Origin of the sequence: Amycolatopsis sp. MJM2582, assembly GCF_000754115.1 — a bacterium.
Lineage (GTDB): Bacteria > Actinomycetota > Actinomycetes > Mycobacteriales > Pseudonocardiaceae > Amycolatopsis > Amycolatopsis japonica.
This window is the reverse complement of sequence record NZ_JPLW01000001.1, coordinates 1892338-1912878: the sequence shown is the minus strand read 5'-3', so window position 1 is coordinate 1912878 and position 20541 is coordinate 1892338. Positions and strand designations below refer to the sequence as shown.

Annotated in this window: 20 protein-coding genes; 12 read left to right on the top strand and 8 right to left on the bottom strand. The window is 68.6% G+C overall.

The window, feature by feature from the left end; all coding sequences use genetic code 11:
• The first annotated feature begins 37 nt into the window (after window positions 1-37).
• The 3 genes from ED92_RS09410 to ED92_RS09400 all read left to right on the top strand — a co-directional run bounded on the left by ED92_RS09410 (window position 38) and on the right by ED92_RS09400 (window position 4113).
• Complete coding sequence (locus ED92_RS09410) at window positions 38-1264, top strand: DUF445 domain-containing protein (RefSeq protein WP_037335310.1); 1227 nt, start codon at window positions 38-40, stop codon at window positions 1262-1264.
• Between the two features lie 50 nt (window positions 1265-1314).
• The gene (locus ED92_RS09405; RefSeq protein ID WP_037335307.1) at window positions 1315-2538 is read left to right on the top strand and encodes a DUF445 domain-containing protein; all 1224 of its coding nucleotides are present in this window, start codon (window positions 1315-1317) and stop codon (window positions 2536-2538) included.
• 261 nt (window positions 2539-2799) lie between these two features.
• Window positions 2800-4113 carry a hypothetical protein gene (locus ED92_RS09400; RefSeq protein WP_037335304.1) on the top strand — a complete coding sequence of 438 codons (1314 nt, stop codon included), beginning with the start codon at window positions 2800-2802 and terminating at the stop codon, window positions 4111-4113.
• Here the strand turns inward: ED92_RS09400 and ED92_RS09395 are convergent.
• Genes ED92_RS09395 through ED92_RS09385 form a run of 3 tightly spaced genes read right to left on the bottom strand, consistent with a single transcriptional unit; the run spans window position 4110 to window position 6758 of the window.
• Window positions 4110-4991: a metal ABC transporter permease gene (locus ED92_RS09395; RefSeq protein WP_037335301.1), complete on the bottom strand. Its 882-nt coding sequence runs from the start codon at window positions 4989-4991 to the stop codon at window positions 4110-4112. The genes ED92_RS09400 and ED92_RS09395 overlap by 4 nt on opposite strands.
• Before the next feature lie 4 nt (window positions 4992-4995).
• Window positions 4996-5829: a metal ABC transporter ATP-binding protein gene (locus ED92_RS09390; protein WP_037335299.1), complete on the bottom strand. Its 834-nt coding sequence runs from the start codon at window positions 5827-5829 to the stop codon at window positions 4996-4998.
• Window positions 5829-6758: a metal ABC transporter solute-binding protein, Zn/Mn family gene (locus tag ED92_RS09385; RefSeq protein ID WP_037335297.1), complete on the bottom strand. Its 930-nt coding sequence runs from the start codon at window positions 6756-6758 to the stop codon at window positions 5829-5831. The genes ED92_RS09390 and ED92_RS09385 overlap by 1 nt, the downstream gene beginning before the upstream one ends.
• Window positions 6759-6958: 200 nt before the next feature.
• Here ED92_RS09385 and ED92_RS09380 point away from each other — a divergent pair, with 200 nt between their 5' ends.
• The 4 genes from ED92_RS09380 to ED92_RS09365 all read left to right on the top strand — a co-directional run bounded on the left by ED92_RS09380 (window position 6959) and on the right by ED92_RS09365 (window position 10547).
• A complete protein-coding gene (locus ED92_RS09380; protein WP_037336281.1) occupies window positions 6959-8059 on the top strand; it encodes a LacI family DNA-binding transcriptional regulator in 1101 nt (366 codons plus the stop codon).
• A 51-nt stretch (window positions 8060-8110) separates the two neighbouring features.
• Window positions 8111-8602 carry a carbonic anhydrase gene (locus ED92_RS09375; protein ID WP_037335294.1) on the top strand — a complete coding sequence of 164 codons (492 nt, stop codon included), beginning with the start codon at window positions 8111-8113 and terminating at the stop codon, window positions 8600-8602.
• Between the two features lie 18 nt (window positions 8603-8620).
• On the top strand, window positions 8621-9496 hold the full coding sequence (locus ED92_RS09370; RefSeq protein WP_037335292.1) for an A/G-specific adenine glycosylase: 876 nt from the start codon (window positions 8621-8623) through the stop codon (window positions 9494-9496).
• Between the two features lie 88 nt (window positions 9497-9584).
• Window positions 9585-10547, top strand: a complete 963-nt coding sequence (locus ED92_RS09365) for an N-acetylmuramoyl-L-alanine amidase (RefSeq protein ID WP_152610845.1) — start codon at window positions 9585-9587, stop codon at window positions 10545-10547.
• On the opposite strand, the gene ED92_RS09360 is transcribed toward ED92_RS09365, so the two are convergent.
• Window positions 10492-11646 (bottom strand): MFS transporter, encoded by a 1155-nt coding sequence (locus tag ED92_RS09360; RefSeq protein WP_037335287.1) that lies wholly within the window; start codon window positions 11644-11646, stop codon window positions 10492-10494. The two genes, ED92_RS09365 and ED92_RS09360, sit on opposite strands and share 56 nt — an antisense overlap.
• Window positions 11647-11813: 167 nt before the next feature.
• Between ED92_RS09360 and ED92_RS09355 the strand changes: the two genes are divergently transcribed.
• The gene (locus tag ED92_RS09355; protein ID WP_037335285.1) at window positions 11814-13253 is read left to right on the top strand and encodes a M1 family metallopeptidase; all 1440 of its coding nucleotides are present in this window, start codon (window positions 11814-11816) and stop codon (window positions 13251-13253) included.
• A 37-nt stretch (window positions 13254-13290) separates the two neighbouring features.
• On the opposite strand, the gene ED92_RS09350 is transcribed toward ED92_RS09355, so the two are convergent.
• Genes ED92_RS09350 through ED92_RS09340 form a run of 3 tightly spaced genes read right to left on the bottom strand, consistent with a single transcriptional unit; the run spans window position 13291 to window position 16270 of the window.
• The gene (locus ED92_RS09350; protein WP_037335283.1) at window positions 13291-14271 is read right to left on the bottom strand and encodes a LysR family transcriptional regulator; all 981 of its coding nucleotides are present in this window, start codon (window positions 14269-14271) and stop codon (window positions 13291-13293) included.
• Window positions 14268-15581, bottom strand: a complete 1314-nt coding sequence (locus tag ED92_RS09345) for a cytosine permease (RefSeq protein WP_037335281.1) — start codon at window positions 15579-15581, stop codon at window positions 14268-14270. Before ED92_RS09345 ends, ED92_RS09350 begins: the two co-directional genes overlap by 4 nt.
• Window positions 15582-15583: 2 nt before the next feature.
• Window positions 15584-16270, bottom strand: coding sequence for a tRNA-dependent cyclodipeptide synthase (locus tag ED92_RS09340; RefSeq protein ID WP_037335278.1), 687 nt, complete (start codon window positions 16268-16270; stop codon window positions 15584-15586).
• Between the two features lie 159 nt (window positions 16271-16429).
• Here ED92_RS09340 and ED92_RS09335 point away from each other — a divergent pair, with 159 nt between their 5' ends.
• The 3 genes from ED92_RS09335 (at window position 16430) to ED92_RS09325 (ending at window position 18273) form a co-directional block, all read left to right on the top strand.
• The gene (locus tag ED92_RS09335; protein ID WP_037335276.1) at window positions 16430-17383 is read left to right on the top strand and encodes a LysR family transcriptional regulator; all 954 of its coding nucleotides are present in this window, start codon (window positions 16430-16432) and stop codon (window positions 17381-17383) included.
• Window positions 17384-17475: 92 nt separating this feature from the next.
• On the top strand, window positions 17476-17826 hold the full coding sequence (locus ED92_RS09330) for a rhodanese-like domain-containing protein (RefSeq protein ID WP_037335273.1): 351 nt from the start codon (window positions 17476-17478) through the stop codon (window positions 17824-17826).
• A 12-nt stretch (window positions 17827-17838) separates the two neighbouring features.
• A complete protein-coding gene (locus ED92_RS09325) occupies window positions 17839-18273 on the top strand; it encodes a co-chaperone YbbN (protein ID WP_037335271.1) in 435 nt (144 codons plus the stop codon).
• Here the strand turns inward: ED92_RS09325 and ED92_RS09320 are convergent.
• Window positions 18255-19052 (bottom strand): alpha/beta fold hydrolase, encoded by a 798-nt coding sequence (locus tag ED92_RS09320; RefSeq protein ID WP_152610844.1) that lies wholly within the window; start codon window positions 19050-19052, stop codon window positions 18255-18257. The two genes, ED92_RS09325 and ED92_RS09320, sit on opposite strands and share 19 nt — an antisense overlap.
• Between ED92_RS09320 and ED92_RS09315 the strand changes: the two genes are divergently transcribed.
• Window positions 19051-20493 carry a M1 family metallopeptidase gene (locus ED92_RS09315; protein WP_037335269.1) on the top strand — a complete coding sequence of 481 codons (1443 nt, stop codon included), beginning with the start codon at window positions 19051-19053 and terminating at the stop codon, window positions 20491-20493. The two genes, ED92_RS09320 and ED92_RS09315, sit on opposite strands and share 2 nt — an antisense overlap.
• The last annotated feature ends 48 nt before the right edge of the window (window positions 20494-20541 follow it).

Sequence of the window (20541 nt, the reverse complement as noted above, 5' to 3'; positions counted from 1 at the left end):
GGTTGCCCTTCAAGCAAGACGCGGGAGGGGCTCGGAAGTGGACGCCGTCATCGCCGATCTCGGCGAGCACTGGCCGGTGTACGTCAGCATGCCGTTCATCGCCGCGCTGATCGGCTACGTCACCAAACGCGTCGCCATCGAGATGATGTTCAAACCGGTGGAATTCGTCGGCGTCAAGCCGTTCCTCGGCTGGCAAGGGGTACTGCCGGCGAACGCGGAGCGGATGGCGGCCACCGCCACCGAGATGCTGACGAACAACCTCGTCGACCCGAAGGAGATCTTCGCCAGACTCGACCCGGCCCAGGTGGCGAAGGAGATCGAGCAACCGCTCCTGCGGATCGTCGAGGACGTCACCCGCGAGGTGATGGAGCAGTACCAGCCCAGACTCTGGGAAGTACTGCCGAACACCGCCCAGCAACTGCTGCTCAAACGCGTGCAGGCGGAGGCGCCGCGTGCGATCACGAAGATCATGGGCGAGATCTCGGAGAACATCGAGGACGTCCTCGACCTCAAGCACATGGTCGTGACGAACCTGGTGCGCGACAAGGCCTTGCTGAACCGGCTGATCCGCGACATCTCGCGGCCGGAGATGCGGTTCATCGCGCGGTCGGGGATCGTGTTCGGGTTCTCCCTCGGCTGTGTGCAGCTGCTGGTGTGGGCGCTGACGAAGTCGCCGATCGTGCTGCCGCTGTTCGGTATCGGCATCGGCTGGTTCACCGACTGGATCGCGCTGAAGATGATCTTCCTGCCGCGCGAGCCGAAACGGTTCTTCGGCTTCTACACCTGGCAAGGCGTGTTCCAGAAGCGCAAGGACCAGGTCTCCGCCGACTACGGCGACATGATCGCGCGCGAGATCATCACCATCCCGAACCTGCTCGAAGCCGTGCTGAGCGGGCCGAAATCGGACAAGCTGTTCTCGATGATCACCCGCGAGGTGCAGCGGACCATCGACGCGCAGGCGAGTGTCGTGAAGCCGTTCGTCGCGATGGCCGTCGGGAGCAGGCGGTTCCAGGAGATGAAGCAGACGGCGGCCGCGAAGGCCGCGGCGCGGATCCCGGAGACGATCCGCCACGCCGAAAGCTACGCGGTCAACGCGCTCGACGTCCGGAACACCATTGTGGACAGAATGCGGCGGCTGAACCCGCTCGAATTCGAGCAGCTGCTGCGCCCGGCGTTCCGGCAGGACGAGTGGAAACTGATCGCCGTCGGCGCGGTGATCGGCGGCCTTGTCGGTGAACTTCAGGTGCTTCTACTGCTTCACTGAAGGCCAACCGATACGGTTTCCCCCTTCCCTGAGCGAAGCGAGGAGGTCGTGTGGACGCCGTCCTGGACGACCTCGCCCGGCACTGGTGGCTGTACGCCGCGATCCCGTTCGTCGCCGCGCTGATCGGCTACGTCACCAAACGCGTCGCCATCGAGATGATGTTCAAACCGCTCGAGTTCGTCGGGATCAAACCCTTCCTCGGCTGGCAGGGCGTGGTGCCCAAACACGGCGGGCGGATGGCCGCCGTCGCGACCGAGCTGCTGACGTCGAATCTGCTGGACGTCAAGGAGGTCTTCCGCCGGATCGATCCGGCGATCATCACGCGCGAGATCGAGCAGCCACTGCTGCGGGCCGTGGACGAGGTCGCCCGCGAAGTGCTCGAGAAGCACCATCCCAGGCTCTGGGAGGTCATGCCGACGATGGCGCAGGAGCTGCTGATCAAGCAGGTCCAGGCGTCGACGCCGCGGCTGGTGCGCGAGTTCATGGAAGAGATGACCGAGAACCTCGACGAGGTGCTCGACTTCCAGCACATGACCGTGCAGCGGCTCACCAGGGACAAGAAGCTGCTCGTCCGGCTGATCCGCGAGACGTCGCGGCCGGAGATGGCGTTCATCGCGCGCACCGGGATCTACTTCGGCTTCGGACTCGGCGTCGTGCAGGCGTTCGTCTGGGCGCTGACGAAGGAACCGTGGGTGCTGCCGATCTTCGGCGGCAGCATCGGGCTGTTCACCGACTGGCTGGCGATCAAGCTGATCTTCGTGCCGCGTGAGCCGGTGCGGGTCGGGCGGGTGATCCTGCAGGGCAAATTCCAGCGGCGGCGGGCCGAGGTCGCGCATCAGTACGGCGAGATGATCGCGAACGAGATCCTCACCGTGCCGAACCTGCTCGACGCCGTCCTGCGCGGGCCGCGGTCGGATCGGCTGTACGCGCTGGTCGAGCGGCTCGTGGCGCAGGCCGTCGACGAGCAGGCGAGTGTCGCGAAACCGATGGTCGTGATGGCCGTCGGCGGGCAGCGGCTGCAGGAGATCAAGCAGGCGGCCGCGCGGAAGGCGCTGGAACGGCTGCCGCCGACGATCCGGTACGCCGAGGGCTACCTGACCGAGGCGATGGACGTCGCGAAGATCGTCGAACGGCGGATGCTGGGGCTGACGCCGCTGGAGTTCGAGGGGTTGCTGAGGCCCGCGTTCCGGCAGGACGAGTGGAAGCTGATCGCGGTGGGTGGGCTGATCGGCTTCCTGGTCGGTGAGCTGCAGGTCCTGCTGATGCTGCACTGACCTGCGTTTCGCGGGCTAAACGCGATCCCAGGTCTCCAGCCAGCCGGATCGCGTTTAGCCCGCTAAATGCGATCGGGGGTGGGAGGCGCGGGGAGCTCGATGTCCCCAATGCGGCATTGGGGACGCTCAGTGTCTCCAATGCCACATTGGGGACGTCGCTCCCGGAGCGGGCGGATCGCGTTTCGCGGGCTAAACGCGATCCGGGGCGCGGAAGTGAGGCGTTCTCACGTGCGCGAGACACGGGGTGATTACGGTGGAGGGGTGGCGTCCGAACCCCAGCAGCTGCCAGCCGTCCACGAGGCGTGGCTTCCGCGCGAGCACGCGTTGCACCGTCCCCGCCACGGTGGCAGGCAGCTGACCGCGCTGATCAGCGCGCTTCTGTTCTTCACCACCCCCACGCTGCTTTGGGTGTTCGGCGTGCGGCCGGGCGAGATCGAGAACCACAAGCTCGCGAGCTTCCCCGGGCTGGACCGGGGCTGGGGGTTCTTCACCGACATGCCGACCTGGGCGATCGACCAGCTGTCGTTCCGGCCGGGCGCGATCGCCGCCGCCGACGCGATCAGCCGCGGCGTCTTCGGCGAGGGCGCCCCGCTCGACCAGCCGCCACCGCAGCAGCAGGCGGGCCCGATCCCCGCGCCGCCGGCACCGTCGCCGTCCAAGACCGCGCCCACCCAGGGGCCGACGCCGAACGCCGCGTCCGGTTACCGCCGTGTCGTGCAGGGCCGCGACGGCTGGCTTTACTACGGCTACGACGCCGACGCGAAATGTGATCCGTCCCGTCCGCTGCCCGAGACCATCGCCAAGATCAACGAGCTGCGGCGCGCGGTCGAGCAGTCCGGGAGGCGGTTCGAGCTCGTCGTCGCGCCGGACAAGTCGACGATGGTGCCGCAGTTCCTGCCGGACACCTACCCGGGCAAGGACTGCTCGCGGTCGGCCGAGGCGTCCACCTGGCACCGGATGCTCAAGGACGCCCGCGCGATCGACCTGCGGCCCGAACTCCGCGCGTCCGAGGGCCGCGTGCAGCATCCGATCTACCCGCCGAACGACACCCACTGGGCCGACGAGGGCGCCCTGGTGATGACGCGCGCCATCGCGAACGCGATCAAACCGGGGGTCACGCAGACCTGGGTCAGCGTTCCCGTCGGCCAGTACGACACCGTCGCCGATCTGCCGCCGCTGATCAGCAAGCAGGGCACGAAGACGAACACGCTGTACAGCCTCCGCCCGGACGGCGTCGTCGAGCGCGCGGGCGAGCCGAACGGCGACATCGACCGGCCCGTCTACCGCACGGCGAGCCCCTTGATCGGGACCGTGGACGACAAGATCCTGATCTACGGCGACTCGTTCACGAAGGCGTCTTCGCGGTATCTCTCTGGCGCGTTCACGAACCTGACGATGCTGGCGCACTTCACGCAGAAGACGTCGCAGGCCGAGGCCGTCGACGCTTTCGTGAACGCGAACGTCGTGGTCGTCGAGGCCGTGGAGCGCAGTGTGGCCGGCGGTCAGCTCGCCTTCATCGACCCGAATTTCCTCGAACCGCTGAAGAAGGCGCTCGCCGAGAACCCGATCCGCTAGCGCAGGGCCGGCCGCGCGGTCGCCGTCGGCTCGACGCGGACCCGCGACGTACGCACGCGCAGCCACGCGACGAGACGGCAGACCAGGTAGATCACGAACGAGATCGTCGTGACGAACGCGCTCACCGGCTTCCCCGGCGCGAGCGAGAGGATGATCCCGCCGAGCGCGGCGATCTCCGCGAACACGATCGACAGCACGGTCGCCTTCCACGGGCTCGCCGTGACCCGCGCGGCCGCCGCGGCCGGGGTCACCATCAGCGAGACGACCAGCAGCGCGCCGACGATCTGCACGCCGAGCGCGCTCGAGATGCCGACCAGCACCGCGAAGATCAGCGACAGCAGCCGCACCGGCACGCCGCGCGCCGTCGCGACCGCCGGGTCGACCGTGGCGAACAGCAGCGGCCGGTAGATCACCGCGAGCACCACCAGCACGACGACCGACGCGCCGACGAGCAGGTTCAGGTTGGTCGAGTCGATGGTGATGATCTGCCCGACGAGGATGCCGAACTTGTTGGCGCTGCGGCCTTCGTAGAACGACAGCAGCAGGACGCCCATGCCGAGGCCGAAGGCGAGGATCACGCCGATCACGGAGTCGCGTTCGGACTCGCGACCGCCGAGGATCCCGATCAGCAGGGCGGCGATGACCGCGCCCGCGAGGCCGCCGAGTTCGACGCCGACGCCCAGCAGCAGCGCGCCCGCGGCGCCGGTGAAGGCCAGTTCGGCGGTGCCGTGCACGGCGAACGACATCCGCCGCATGACCACCAGCGGGCCGAGCACGCCGGCCACCAGGCCGAGGACGGCGGCCGCGAGCAAAGCCGTCTGCACGAAATCGAGGCCGAGGAGTTCGCCGGTCAGGGCGAAGTCGAACATCTTGTCCACGGTGCTACGAAACCTGTTCGTCGATGTGGTGGGGTTCGTCCTCGCACAACGCGCTCTGCGCCCCGGCGACGTGGATCTGCCCGCCGACCTTGAGCACCTCGATCCGCGTCCCGTACAGCTCGGACAGCGTCTCCGAGTTCATCACCTCGTCCGGTTTGCCGACCCGGAACTGGCCGTTCACCAGATAGAGCACCCTGTCCACATAGGACAGGATCGGGTTGATCTCGTGGGTGACGAACAGGACGGCGGTGTCCGCCGAACGCCGCCGCTCGTCGATCAGCTCGCTGACCGCGCGCTGGTGCGCGAGGTCGAGGGAGAGCAGCGGCTCGTCGCACAGCAGGACTTCGGGGTCGCCGACCAGCGATTGCGCGACGCGGAGCCGCTGCTGCTCGCCGCCGGAAAGCCGCCCGACCGGCTGCTTCGCGTACGCCTGGGCGCCGACGGACTCGATCGCCTTCGCCACCAGCTGACGCCGCTTCGAAATCCCGAAGAGCCCGGTGCCCCACCGGTGCCCGTCCAGGCCGAGGCCGACCAGGTCCACCCCGCGCATCGTCAGGCCCTCGTCGAGGGCGCGCTGCTGCGGGATGTAGCCGATCCGCCGGTTGGTCCCACCGGGGCGCCGCCCCGCGATCTCGACGGTGCCCTCGGGCAGCCCCTGCTGGCCGAGCAGCACCTTGAGCAGGCTGCTCTTCCCGGAGCCGTTGGGCCCGAGGATCGCGAGGAACTCGCCGGGTTCGACGTCGAGGTCGAGCCCGGACCAGAGGGTCCTGGTGCCGAACGCGAGGCTCGCCCCGCGGACACGGACCGCGGGGCGGGCTTCGGCGGGTACGGAGGTCACTACTTCAGTGCTCCGGCCAGCGCGTCCACTTCCTTGGTCATCCATGCAATGTAGTCGGTCACACCCTGCGGGAGCGTTTCGGTGACGTCGACGACCGCGATACCGGCGTTCTTGGCGTCGCCGACGACCTGCTGGGTGACCGGGGTGGTGGTCTGCGCGTTGTTGATCAGGGCCTTGACCTGCTTGCCGGAGATCAGCTGCTTGACCTCGTTGAGCGCGGCGGCGGGCACGTCCTGCTCCGCTTCCACGGCCTCGGCGAAGGCGGGCGGAGTCGCGTCGGTGACCTTCGCGCTGTCGAGCAGGTAGTGCGCGACGGGCTCGGTCGCGACCACCTTGGCGTTCGAGGCGCCCAGGCCCGAGACCTTCTTCAGCAGCTCCTGGGTCTTGCCCTTGAACGCGGTCGCGTTGGCGGTGAAGGCGTCCTTCGAGGCGGGCTGGATCTCGCCGAGCTTCGCGGCGAGCTGGTCGGCGATCTTCTCGACGCCGGGCAGGCTGTACCAGACGTGCTCGTTCTCGTTGCCGGTCGCGGCGATGTCGACGGCGACCAGCTTCTGCGCGCCGGTGGCCTGGTCGGCGAGCTTCGAGAAGAACTCGTCGTAGCCGCCGCCGTTGGACAGCGTCAGCTTCGCGTTCTTCGCGGCGATGGCGTCGCTCGCGGTGGTCTCGTAGGAGTGCGGGTCGGCCGAGGGGTCGTGGATGATCGAGGTGACCTCGACCTTGTCGCCGCCGACGGCGGTCACGACGCTGCCCCAGACGTCGGTCGAGGCGACGACCTTGATCTTCTCGCCACCCGGGTTCGCGGCGGACGCGTTCGGCGAACCGGAGCCCGTCGACGCCTTGTCGCTCGACGCGCAAGCCGTCGCGCCGAGCGCGAGGACGGCCAGGGCCGACACGGCCGCGAAAACACTCTTAGTACGGCGGGAATTCATTTACTGCACTCCTGCGGATGCCCAGGCCAGGTGTCACCGATGCCGGGTAATGGAAACCGTTGTCAGATTCAACTGTACCCCATCCGGATGACGGTGCCCCCCGTCCAGGCGCGAGCTGTACCCAGGGTCACTCTGAATCGAGACCTGCTACACGTCGGGTGATGCTTCTGCAAAACGTTCTGAACCGTTACGGTTTGCGGATGGGCCGTCCTATCCGCACCAGGAGGCAGGCGACACTGGCGTCGTTGGCCGCAGAGCTCGGTGTGTCGAGGACCACCGTCTCCAACGCCTACAACCGACCCGACCAGCTGTCCCCTGAGCTGCGCCGCCGCGTCCTCGAGACCGCGCGCCGCCTCGGCTACCCGGGCCCGGACCCGGTGGCCCGTTCACTGCGGACGCGCAAAGCCGGCGCTGTGGGTCTTTTGCTCACCGAAAACCTCTCCTACGCCTTCCGCGACCCCGCCGCCGTCGGCGTGCTCGAAGGGCTCGCGCTGGCCTGCGAGGACGCGGGCGTCGGCCTGCACCTCGTCCCGGCGAGCCCGGGGCGCGAGGACGTCGCGGCCGTGCACCGCGCCGGCGTCGACGGCTTCGTCGTCTACTCGGTGCCCGACGACGACCCGCATCTGGGCGCCGTGCTGGAGCGCCCGGTGCCGACGGTGATCGTCGACCAGCCGCGCGTGGACGGCGTCGACCGGGTCGGCCCGGACGACGCGGCCGCGGTCACCGCCATGGCCGAGCACCTCATCTCGCTCGGGCACCGGCAGATCGGCGTGCTGTGCATGCGGCTGGCCCGCGAGCGCAACGACGACTTCGTCTCCATCCAGCGGCAGAGCGCCGCCCACTTCCACGTCCAGCGGATCCGGCTGGAGGCGCTGGCCGCCGCGTTCTCCGCGGCCGGGGTCGACTGGGCGACCGTTCCGGTGGTCGAGCGCTTCGACCACACCGTGGACGACGGCGCGTCGGCCGCACGCCAGCTTCTGGACGCGTATCCGCAGGTGACCGCCGTGATCTGCACCTCGGACATCCTCGCCCTCGGCGCGCTGGCCGAGGCGGAGCGCCGTGGGCTGCGGGTGCCGCAGGATCTGACGGTCACCGGCTTCGACGGCATCACCGAGGCCGAGCGTTCCGGGCTCACCACGGTCCACCAGCCGGTGCTCGAAAAGGGGAAGGCGGCGGGCAAGCTGCTGCTCAGCTCCGCCGACCGGGTCGGGCCGAAGGTGATCACGCTGCCGACGGAACTCCGGGTCGGGCGCACGTCCGCGCCGCCGCGGACGGCCGAAGAACGCTGGTTCGGGCCGTGATCTGCGCCCGCACGCGTTGCCGTCGCCCCGCGCGTCGGTTCCAATGAACACGTGACCTCAATCGACGTACTGCTCAAGCGAAACCAGGAGCTGGGTGATGTCACTCCTGGTGACCGCTCGTCTCCGAGGCCATCGCTTCACGTGACGATCCTGACCTGCATGGACGCCCGTATCCGGGTGTTCGAGATCTTCGGCCTGATCCAGGGTGAAGCACACATCCTGCGCAACGCGGGCGGCGTCGTCACCGACGACATGATCCGCTCGCTCGCGCTCAGCCAGCGGAAGCTCGGCACGCGTGAGGTGCTGATCGTGCAGCACACCGACTGCGGCCTGTCCATGGTCACCGAGGACGACTTCAAGGACGAACTCGAAGCCGCCAGCGGGCTGCGCCCGACGTGGTCGGTCGAGGCGTTCCGGGTGGTGGAGGACAGCGTGCGCCGGTCGGTGCAGCGGGTCCGGCGCAGCGACTTCCTGGCGCATACGGACAACGTGCGCGGGTTCGTCTACGACGTGAAGCTGGGCCGCCTGACCGAGGTCGAGTAGGGGTTTTAAGCTGACACAGTGGGCGTCGACGCGGATGTGCTGACCGAATGGTTCGACGAAGTGGGGCGCGACCTGCCCTGGCGTGAGCCGGAATGCTCCGCCTGGGGCGTGCTTGTCAGCGAGATCATGTTGCAGCAGACCCCGGTCGCGCGCGTCCAGCCGATCTGGCTCGAATGGATGGCGCGCTGGCCGGTGCCGTCGGCGCTGGCGGCGTCGTCGCAGGGCGAGGTCGTGCGTGCCTGGGGCAAACTCGGCTACCCGCGGCGCGCGCTGCGGCTGCACGCCGCGGCGGCCGTCATCGCCGCCGAACACGGCGACGTCGTTCCGTCCGATGTGGACACTCTGCTCGCGTTGCCGGGGATCGGCGCGTACACCGCCCGCGCGGTCGCGGCCTTCGCCTACGGCAAGCGGGCGCCGGTGGTGGACACGAACGTCCGGCGCGTGGTCGCCAGGGCGGTGCACGGCGCGGGTGACGCCGGGCCGCCGTCGAACACCCGCGACATGGCCGACGTCGAGGCGCTGCTCCCGCCGGAGGACGCGCCCGCCGCGAAGCTCTCCGCGGCACTGATGGAACTCGGCGCGCTCGTCTGCACCGCGCGCTCGCCGCGCTGCGCGGACTGCCCGATCTACGAAGACTGCGCGTGGCAGCGCGCGGGCAAACCCGCTTACGCCGGGCCCGCGAAGCAGGTCCAGAAGTTCGCCGGCACCGACCGTCAGGTGCGCGGTTTGCTGCTCGACGTCCTGCGCGGCAGCGAAGGACCGGTCGAGAAGGCGCGGCTCGATCTCGTGTGGGACGAATCCGGGCAGCGTGACCGTTGCCTCGACTCCCTGCTCGTCGACGGCCTCCTCGAACAGACCCGGGACGGTCTGTTCGCGCTCCCTGGCGAACACTAACGCATTACGACAAAAGTTGGTCAATGGTTGTCATCGGCGCGATGGCGGGTTAGTTTTCCGGCCAACGCGCATGATGGGAGTTACGCCCGTGGCCGACTTCGACCGACGTACCGCGCTCAAGGGCGGCCTGACGGTAAGCGCCGTCGGGCTACTGGGGACAGCGACGACTTCCGCCGCCGAAGCGGCTTCCGGGGTGGCGGAACCCAAGATCCACGACACGACGGCATGGAACGCCCGCCCGCCGGCCGGGGCGATCGAGGTGCAGAACCACAAACCGACGTACATCGTCGTGCACCACACGGTCGATCCGGGGAACGTCACCGACTACACGCTCGAACACGCCTTCTGGGCGTCGCGTTCGATCCAGAACTTCCATATGGACACCCGTGGCTGGATCGACACCGGCCAGCAGTTCACGAACAGCCGCGGCGGGCACATCACCGAAGGGCGGCACCGCAGCCTGGAGATCCTGCGCGGTGGGACCCGGCACGTGCTGGGCGCGAACGTGGGCAACAACAACAGCACCTGCATCGGCATCGAGAACGAGGGCCTCTACAGCAAAGAGGACGTCACGCCCGCGCTCTGGGACTCGCTGGTGAAGCTGGTGGCGTACATCGCGTCGCAGTACGGGATCTCGCCGGAGTTCATCAAGGGACACCGGGATTTCAACTCGACCGAATGCCCGGGAACGGTGCTGTACAACCGGCTTCCCGAGCTGCGCACCGAGGTCGGCAAGCTGCTGGGCACCGCGTCGCCCAAGGTGGACCTGCCGGAGTGGCCGCTGCTCAAACCCGGCGACTCCGGGCCTCGTGTGCGGACGGCGCAGGAACTCCTGCGGGCACGCGGTTTCGCCGTCCCGGTCGACGGCTTGTTCGGACAGTCCACAAAGGACGCGGTCGCCGCGGTGGCGGCTCGCAACGGGCTGGAACGCGATGCCTGCGGTGCGACGGCGGCGACCGACGAGACCGGGTTCCTCGGCTCCGACGTCTGGCCGCTCATCGTCGGCTCCGGCACCGATCTAAGGGCACTGAAAGCACGACTCGCCGGCTGAACAGCAGGGGCACGAGGATCAACACGGCCGCGCACCACGGGAGCGACGACGTTCCCAGCGGCAGCAGCAGCCCGCCGACGAGGGCTCCCCCGGCGACGGCGCCGTTCCAGGCCGCGATCGTGAGCGACTGGGCGGCGTCGGCCGTGGGTCCCGCGAGCAAGGCGGTGACGGCCTGGAACGCGGTCGGCGCGCCGCCGAATCCCAGGCCCCACAGGCCCGCGGCGGCCAGCACCAGTCCGTGGACGCCGTCGCTGATCCCCAGCAGGAGGATGGCGGCCGCGGTCACGGCGGCGCAGGACACGAGCACCGCGCGCGGACGGCTGTCGAGCGCGGAGCCGACCGCGACCAGGCCACCCACCGTGGCGCAGCCGAACACCAGCAGCGCCGCGCCCGGCATCGGTGCCGCGTCGAGCCCGGCGAGCACCGGCCCGATGTAGGTGTAGGCCACGTTGTGCCCCAACGAGAACAGCGCCACCGTCGCCAGCACGGGACGCATCCCCGGCAGCCGTGACGCCGCCAGCGGCCGGGTGGGCCGCGACGCTTCCGGGGGCACGGCGGGGACCACGGCGGAAACCCAGGCCAGCAGCGGCACGGAGATCAGCGCCATCGCGGCGAACGCCCAGCGCCAGTCGGCGAATTCACCCAGCGCGGTACCCGCGGGCACGCCCAGCGCGAAGCCGATCGGCGTGCCGGCCATCGCGACGGCCAGCGCGCGTCCGGTGAGTCCCGCCGGGGCGAGCCGCATCGCGTAACCCGCGACGAGCGACCACATCACCCCGGTCAGCGCACCGGAAACCACCCGTGTCGCCAGGATCAGCGGATACGACGAGGACACGGCGATCACCAGATTCGTCGCCAGGAAGCCGAAGATCAGCGCCAGGAGCAAGCGTTTGCGCGGCACCCGGAGGGTCGCGCCCGTGAGCGGGATGGCGGTGAGCGCGGTCGTGATCGCGTAGACCGTCACCAGCTGCCCGGTGGCCGACGGCGAGACGCCCAGGTCCTCGGACATGCCCAGCAGCAGTCCGGCGGGGAGCACTTCGGTAAGGCAGCCGAGAAAGACCGTGGTCGTCAGCGCGAGCAGCGCCGGGAGGGGCAGCATGCTCCGACGATCTCTTCTGCCGGGGGACGCGGATAGTCCCTGGCGGGTATGCCTTGCGGTTATCGGCCGGGATAACCCGGCGGCATGACCGGCTGGCAGTGCCGCGCGCCGCGCGGGCGTACGCACGATGACCAGGCATCCTCCCCAGTCAGAGAGAAGGCTCGTTCATGACCGTGCGGATTCGGTGGCAGGAGCCACTGTGCACCGCGTTGCTCGCCACCACGATGCTCGGCGCCTGCCCGGCTTCGGCGGTGGCCAAGCCGGCCCCCGGCAGCGACGGGTACGTGCACGTCTCACCCGACGGCACCGTCCTCGGACCCGATCCTTACTACCCGAAGGACGGCAACGGCGGTTACGACGTCGACCAGTACTCACTCGCGTTGGACTACGCGCCGTACTCGATGTTCTTGAGCGGCAAGGCGACCATCACCGCGACCGCGACGCAGGATTTGGACCGGTTCGACCTCGATCTGCGTGGTCTCACCGTCCGGTCGGTCACCGTCGACGGCGTGGCCGCGGCGTTCCGCCGGGAGGGAGAACACGAGCTGGTGATCACGCCGCGGACCCCGTTGGCCAACGGTGCGCGGTTCACCGTTGTGGTCGGGTACGACGGGCGTCCGGAACCGATCGCCACGGCGCGGGGACGGGTCGGCTGGCTGGCCGCGTACGGCGATTCCGCCGTCGCCACCGGCCAGCCGCGTTCGGCGATGACCTGGTTCCCCGTCAACGGCACCGAAGTCGACAAGGCGACCCTGCGCGTCTCCGTCACCGTCCTGGACGAATTCTCCGTGCTGGGCAACGGTTTCCAGGTCTCCGACGTGCCTGCCGGCTTCGGGCGGCACACCGTCACCTGGTCGGAGGAAACCGCGCTCGCGCCGAGCACGGCGATGCTCGGCATCGGCCGCTGGGAGGTCGAGAGGATCACTCTTCCCGGCGGGCGGACCGCGATCAACGCCTACCACCCGTGCGCCGTGGACAAGCGGAAGATCGGCGGGCGGCTGCCCGAGGTGCTGGAATTCCTCACCGGGAAGTTCGGCGACTACCCGCAGTCGGCGGCGGGTGGGTTGTTCCTCGACCGCTCCCTCGGCTACACGCACGGCGCCCAGACCAGGCCGGTCTACGGCCGCGCCGCCACGATCGCCGATCTGGTGTACGCGAGCGCGTACCAATGGTGGGGAGCCGGGGTGAGCGGCAAGATGTGGCGCGACGCGCTGATGCCCGAGTCCATCGCGCGGTACGCGGTGTGGCTGTGGGACGAGAAGAACGGCGTCGATCCGGATCGCCGCTACCGTGAGATGGTGGCGAAGGTGCGCGACGACGCGGCTTTCTGGGCGCCGAAGCTCACCAATCCGGGCAAGGGCACCGAATTCGCGCCCACGACCAAAGCGGTGCTGATGGTGCACGCGCTGCGCCGTCTCGTCGGTGACGACGCGTTCTTCCAGATCCTGGCTGGTTTTCCGGTGATCAACCCGCAGGGAAACCAGAACTGGCACGACTTCGAGCTCTATGTCTCCGCGATGACGCAGCGCGATCTCGGCGAGTTCACTCACGCCTGGCTGGACGGTACGGTGCGGCCGCCGGACTCGCTCCTCTTTCCCGGGAGCTGAACGACCTCGTGAGTGGTGAGGACGGTTCTAACCGTCCTCACCACTCACGAGGCCCGGCCAGGTATTCCGCGTAAACGGGCGCCGTCCGCGCCTCCGCCCAGTAAGCGTCGACCACCGCGGAGAGCAGCTCCTCCCGCCGTCCCGCCACGAACGTCTCCTTGTTCCAAGCGAGAACATGCCTGCGCGGCAACACATCCCCGCGCAGCGGCCGTGTCACGACGCCGTGGTCGCCCGGATCGCAGATCGGCTGGGAAAGCCCGATCGCGCCCGCCTTCACCACCAGTAGCGCCACCTGCTGCGAAGTCACCTGATGGGTGAACGACGGCGTGAAACCATGCCGCGCGCAGGTGTCGGCGAAGTACTTGGTGAACGTGGCCGCCGACGAATCGGACACCATCACCCACGATTCGTCCCGCAGGTCGCACAGGTCGACGACCTTCCGCCGCGCCAACGGATGGAAGGCGGGCAGCAGGACGAAGGTCGGCTCGGTCACCACCACCGCGGTGTCCACGTTCGCGGGGATTTCGAGCTCGTAGCCCGGATAGTCCTTGACCAGTGCCAATTCCGCGCGCCGCTGGGCCAGCAGCGGCAACAGCCGCTCGGGATGGTCGTCGTGCACGACCTGCACCTCGGAGACCTCCGGCCACAACCGGGTCACCAGCGACGGAAGACACGCCACCAGCGCGCTCGCCACCGCGGCCACCCGGACCACGGCGGGCGGACCGCTGGGGCAGACGCGCTGCTCGATGTCTTCGAGCAGTTTGTCCAGCTGTGGCAGCAAAGCGGCGGTGCGGCGCAACAGCAGCTCCCCCATCGGAGTCGGTGTCACGCCGCCTTCGCTCCGGTCGAACAGCTGGTACCCCAGCATGTTCTCCAGCCGTTTGAGTTGCGCGGAAACCGCGGGCTGGGTAACGCCCAGCGCGATCGCGGCACGGGAAAGGCTGCCCGTGTCCGCGATCGCCCGGATCACCCGCAGGTGGTGGACATCCAGCTGTACGACGTCGAACTCCTTTGTCACGAACGGGTTTTCGACCCGCCGGAAGAAGTCTTGGCCGCGGGAACCGCCGCGGCCGTGGTCCGTCTGCCGAGAAGAACATACAGCAGAAAAGCCGCGAAAACGGAGTTCACCGTGGGGATTCCCCACGGCAGCCAGATCCCCACCGCCGCACCGGCCGCCCAGCAGATCAGCGCGGCGGGCACCCAGGACGGGCAGGTGGGCGGCAGTTCCCCCGACGCGCGGGTGGCGTCCAGCTCCGGTTTCCAGCGCCGGACCACGTAGTACTCGGCGATCACCACCCCCGCCACCGGCGGTGTGAGCACGCCGACCCAGGTCAGGAAGGTGGTGAAGTGATCGAGGATGCCGATCGCGGAGAGCACCGTGCCGAGGCCGCCGAGCAGCAGGGTCGCGGTGGTGCGGTCCAGCCGCCGGGACAGCAGCACCTGCACGGCGTTCACCAGCCCGAGCGAGGACGAGTAGAGGTTCCAGTCGTTGATCTTCAGGATCGCGGTGACCAGGATCAGCGTGCCGAGCACCCCGGACGACGAGGTGATGATCCCGACCACGTCGGCGCTTTTCGCCGCGTGCGCGAGCAGCACCCCGATCAGGCCGATCAGGTACTGGCCGAGGGTGACGCTGACCAGCGTCTGCTTCACCACGTCGGACGCGGTCCGGTTGAACCGGGTCATGTCCGGCGTCATGATCGCGCCCATGATGAAGGCGCCCGCCACCAGCGTGGTGCCCTGTGCCAGCGACATCGACGGCCCCGGCGGCGGTCCGGCCATCAACGCGGGCAGCGAATGGTCGCCGAGCGCCGAGATGATCGAAAACCCGGCCAGTGCCAGGAAAGCGGGCACCGTCAGATACGCCGTCCAGGCCATCGCGTGGAAGCCGAACACGACGATCGCGGTGACCAGCGCGCCGCCCGCGAGCGCCCACACCCACACCGGCGGACCGCCCATCAACGCGTGAAGACCGTGGGCGAAGACGTCGTTCTGCACCCCGAACCAGCCGGCCAGGCTCACCGTCATCAGGAGCCCGACCAGCGACGATCCGCCGGTGCCGAACCCGGCCCAGCGCGCGAGCACCGACGTCGAAAGCCCTTCCCGCGTGCCGGCGACCCCCATCAGGATGGTGATGATCTCCAGCAGTACGGAGCCGATCGTGATGGCGAGGACCGCGTCCCAGAACGTCATCCCGAACCCCAGTACCGCGCCGAGCAGGAACTGATGAAACGAGGAAACCTGCCCGAACCGTTGCAGCGCGACGGAAACCCAGGAGTAGCGGTGTTCGGCGGGCACCCGGCGCAGGGAGAAGTCGTCGTGTTCCACGCTCACTCCACGCGTTCCGGGACGGCTTGTTCGAGGACGACGAAACCCTGGCCCGGCAACGGCCGCCACGAGAGTTCGCCGCGGTAGAGCCGTTCGAGGAAGCCGACCCGCTGGTGATAGGCGAACACGGAGCTTTCGACGCCGGCCACGGCGACGGTGCCGACGAACATCGGCAACTCGGCGAGGAAGTACCGGACGGCGCTGCGCAGCTGGTCACGCGTGGGGTGTTCACCTTCGGGCAGGCGCCGGTCCAGCACCCAGCCCGTGGCGCCGAGGCACTGCTCGGCGAACTCCGGATCGGTGGCGAACCGTTGGTGTGCCTCGGAAAGCAGGCCGAGATACGCGCTGTCGGCCTCCAACGCCGCGGCGTCCAGTATCAAGGTGTGCGGATCCGCGGGGCAGACCTGCTGCAGCGCGCGGACGATCTTGTTGCGCGTGTAATTGCCCTGCCGCTGCGCCTTTTGCGCGGCGCGGACCGGGTCGTAACCGAGTGCTTCGAGGGTGAACGCGGACGGGCCGTCCGGGACGAAGAAATGGAATCCCCGAAAGGCCGACATGGCCCAGCGGGCGAGATCGGCGATACGTTCCACCGTGAAATGGCTGTTGAACGGGCTGACGCCGAGACAAACGTGCTCGGCCCGCGCCAGCGGATCGGCGCAATACTCCGTGAGTGGCAGTGGTCGCGGCAAGACGGCTCCTGATTCGCGTGATCTGCGGGGCGTCGACCGAACGTAGCCACGGCACGGCGGTGCAGGTATTGCCGGATAATGTTGTCACCGGGTTATGAGAAACCGGCTGTCTCTACTTTCGGGGGTGCCGGGCGCGAACCGGTCGCGGTATACGAAGTCATGGAGATTCAGGTTCGGCATCTTCGCGTGATCTGTGAGATCGCCGCCGCCGGCAGTCTCAATCGTGCCGCGGCCGGGCTGGGACTCGGGCAACCCGCGCTCAGCCACCAGTTGCGCCGGATCGAGCGGATGGTCGGCGGCCCGCTGTTCCACCGCGACCAGCACGGGGTGCGGCCCACCGAACTCGGTGCCCTGATCCTGCGGCGGGCGCGGGCGATCGTGCTCACCTTCGACGAACTGGAGCACGACTTCCACCGGCAGGAACCCGAGACAAGCCAATCGATCCGGATCGGCTGGAACGACAGCGCCATCACGGGTTCCCTGCTCGGCGGCCTGCGCGATCTGCGTCCGGGCGAACCGTTCCGCACGCGCGCCGACACTTCGCGCACGCGGCTGCTCGCGCAGGTCGCGAACCGGGGCATCGACCTGGCGCTGATCATGATCTGCGGCCGTCGCGGTCTCCCCGTGCCGCCGGAGGTGCGGACGCTGACGCTGGTCGAGGAGCCGTCTTTCGTCGCCATCCCCGCGGAACATCCGCTCGCCGGCGAAGAGGAGATCGAGCTCGCCGAACTCGCCGGGGAGGACTGGATCGTGTCGAGCGGCGGCGACGGCTGCCGGGTGGTGTTCCGCGAAATGTGTCTCGCGCACGGTTTCGATCCGCGGATCACCCACGACGTCGACATCGACACCGCACGGGAAGACCTGGTCAGCGGCGGGTACGGGGTCGGGCTGGTCCAGCCGACCCGGCCACCGGCGGACGGGCTGGCCATCCGGCCGCTGGCGGGCGCGCCGATGTGCGTGCGGCATGTGCTGGCGTGGCGGGAAGACGGTCCGTGCGCGCACGGGGTCCCGGAACTCGCCACCGAGGCGAGGGCGGGCTATTGGCGGCTCGCCGAACGGACGGCGTCGTATCGCTCCTGGTTGCACCGCCACGGAAGGGTGGCCGCCGGATAACCCCTCGGCATGCCGAGGCGGCACTAGAGCGTGTCCCGCGAGGCGGCCGACGATGTGGATCGTCAATCACGGTCGCCGAAAGAAGGGGCACCATGCTGCCGTTGATCACCCGTACGGAACTGCTTTCCCGGATGGAGTCCGGTTCGGTGGTCGTGGTCGACACGATGCCGGTCGCCTATTTCGACAAGGAACATCTGCCGGAAGCACGCAACATTCCGGGTTTCCCGTACGAACGAGCCGCCGAATTCACCGACCGGCTGGCACCCGTGGTGCTTCCGGACAAGGCCGCCGCGATCGTCGTCTATTGCGCGAACACGCCGTGCCGCAACAGCGAATTCGTCGGACGGCGGCTGCTGGAACTCGGATACACGAACGTCCGCAAGTACCGCGAAGGCATCGAAGACTGGGTCGCGAACGATCTTCCGACCTGGTCTTCGTCCTGAAAGGAGATCGTCTTGTCCAAGGTCAAACGATTCGTCTGCGTGCTGGCCGGTGCGCTGGCACTCGTCACCGGATTCGGCGGCGGCGTGGCTTCGGCCGCACCGAAGGCCGAGAACGTGATGACGGTGACTTCGGCCAACTACGCCGAAGTCATGAACATCTCGAAGCAGAAGCTGGTCATCATGGACTTCGGCGCGACCTGGTGCCCGCCGTGCCGCCAGATGAAACCGGTGATCGAGCGGCTCGCCGGTGAATACGGCGGGCGGTTCCTGCTGGGCGAGGTCGACGTCGACCAGAGCCGTGACCTGTCCACCCGGTACAACATCCGCTACCTCCCGACGCTGGTCGGCGTCCGCAACGCCGCCGAGCTGCCGTCGTCGCGGAACATCGGTTACCCGGGCGAAGCGCGGTTGCGCGCCTGGATCGACGCTCAGCTCGCGAAGGGCTGACCGATGACGTCGGAGAGAAACGCTTCGACGGCACCGAGGTAGGTCTCCGGCGCTTCGTCGTGCACCACGTGCCCGGCGCCTTGGACGACGATGTGCCGTCCGAGGCCGCCGGGCACGCGGGCGGCCAGTTCGGCCTGCTGGCCGTGCGGCATCGCGGTGCGTTCGCCCTCGATCGCGAGCAGCGGACACTTGACGCGTTCGACGAACTCCCAGAAATCACGCCGTCCCCACTCGGCCGCGATCTCGTACAGGTCCGTGAGCGACGCGATCAGGTGATAGCCGTCTTCGCGTTCCTCGACGCATTCGATGAAGTAGTCGCCGGTGTCGCCGAAGAACTCGCGCACGTGGGCCAGCGACCGGAACGGGACCGGCCACGACTCGAAGTACCCGCGCCAGGTGTCCACGGTCCGGCCGCGCTGATCCGGCGCGAAGTCCTCGCAGACCACGGCTCGGACGAGTTCGGGATGCCGGGCCGCGGTGACCCACGCGTGCAGGCCGCCCATCGAGTGTCCGATCAGGATCGCCGGTTCGTCGAAGGCCCGCAGCACCTCGGCGACGTCGTCGGCGAACCGTTCGGTGCGCCAGGGCCCGCCGCGCGGCCCGCGTCCGTGGCCGCGCGCGTCGAGGCCGTGGACACGCCCGTACGGTTCGAGCCTTCGCGCGACCCGCCACCACGTCGTCGCCCTGCCCATCAGCCCGTGCAGCAGGACGATCGGCGGCCCTTCACCGCCGAAAGTGACCAACCCGTCGCGCTGAATCACCACTAAGCTCCCCTCCATGCGCAGCCGTGTCCCCGCCGCCGGTCTGGTCCTGGGGGTCGTCTGCGCCCTGATTATCGGCTGCAGTGCCGACCCTCCTCCGGCCACGCCCCCTCCTCCGCCGCCGATGAACCCGGCGCCGGGCGCTTCGGGCGCGGGCGACCCGTACTACCCGATGGACGGAAACGGCGGCTACGACGCGACCGAATACCAGGTCGGGATCACTTACGACCCAGCGAAAGGGCGTCTCGACGGCGACACCACGGTGATCGCGAAAGCGACCCAAGACCTCAATCGGTACAACTTGGACTTACGCGGCTTGACGGTCCAATCCGTTGAAGTGGACGGGAAACCGGCGAAGTTCGCGCGCGAGGGCGAATTCGAACTGGTGGTGACGCCCGCCGAGCCGATCCGGAACGGGACCTCCTTCCGCACGAAGGTCCTCTACGGCGGCGACCCGTCGGCGACGCCCAAGGCGGGCGGCAGCGAGAACGGCTGGCAGAAGTCGAAGGACGGCGGCGCGTTCATCGTCGGCGAGCCGCATTCGGCGTCGTTCTGGTATCCCGTCAACGAAACCCCGCGCGACAAGGCGATGTTCACCCTCAACGCCCGCGTGCCGGACGGCTGGACCGTCATCTCGAACGGACGCGAGATCCAGAAGACCGCGGCGAACGGCTGGACGACGACGTCCTGGCAGGAACGCACCCCCGTGGCGGCGTACCTGACCACGGTGGCGATCGACAAGTTCACCGTCGACCGGATGGCGCTCCCGGACGGGACGCCGGTGGTCAACGCGTACGCGCCGGGCGCCGAGGACCGGCGCGACACGGGCAGGCGGCTGCCGGAGATCATCGGCTTCCTGAGCTCGAAGTTCGGGCCGTACCCGGTGGACGCGGCGGGCGGCATCTATCTCGACGAGGACATCCACTTCTCGCTGGAGACCCAGACCAGGCCGACCTACGCGAAATGGGCCGACCTGATCACCGTGGTGCACGAAACCGCACACCAGTGGTTCGGCGATTCGGTGACGCTGGATTCGTGGTCGGACATCTGCCTCAACGAATGTCTCGCGTCGTACGCGCAATGGCTGTGGCAGGAGTCGCGGGACAACGAGGACCTGGACGTCCGTTATCGCGCCGCGCTGGAGATCATGCGGGGCAGCACCGATTTCTGGAAGCCGAAGCTGGTCGGCATGGGGGCCGGCCAGGAATTCCGCGGCGTCTACGACAAGGGGATCCTGGCCGTCCACGCGCTGCGGCGGAAGATCGGCGAAGGCGCTTTCGCGCGACTGCTGAAGGAATGGCCGGCGGCGCACCGGAACGCCAACGCGAGCTGGGCGGATTTCGAGGCGTTCACGATCAAGCTTTCGGAGCAGGACCTGCGGCCGTTCTTCGACGCGTGGTTCCACGGGACGACGATCCCGCCGGACGCCGAACTCCTCCCAGGCACCCTGCGCGGCTGACGCCACCCCACCCCCGCATTTAGTCCTCTAAATGCGGGTCGTGCGGGG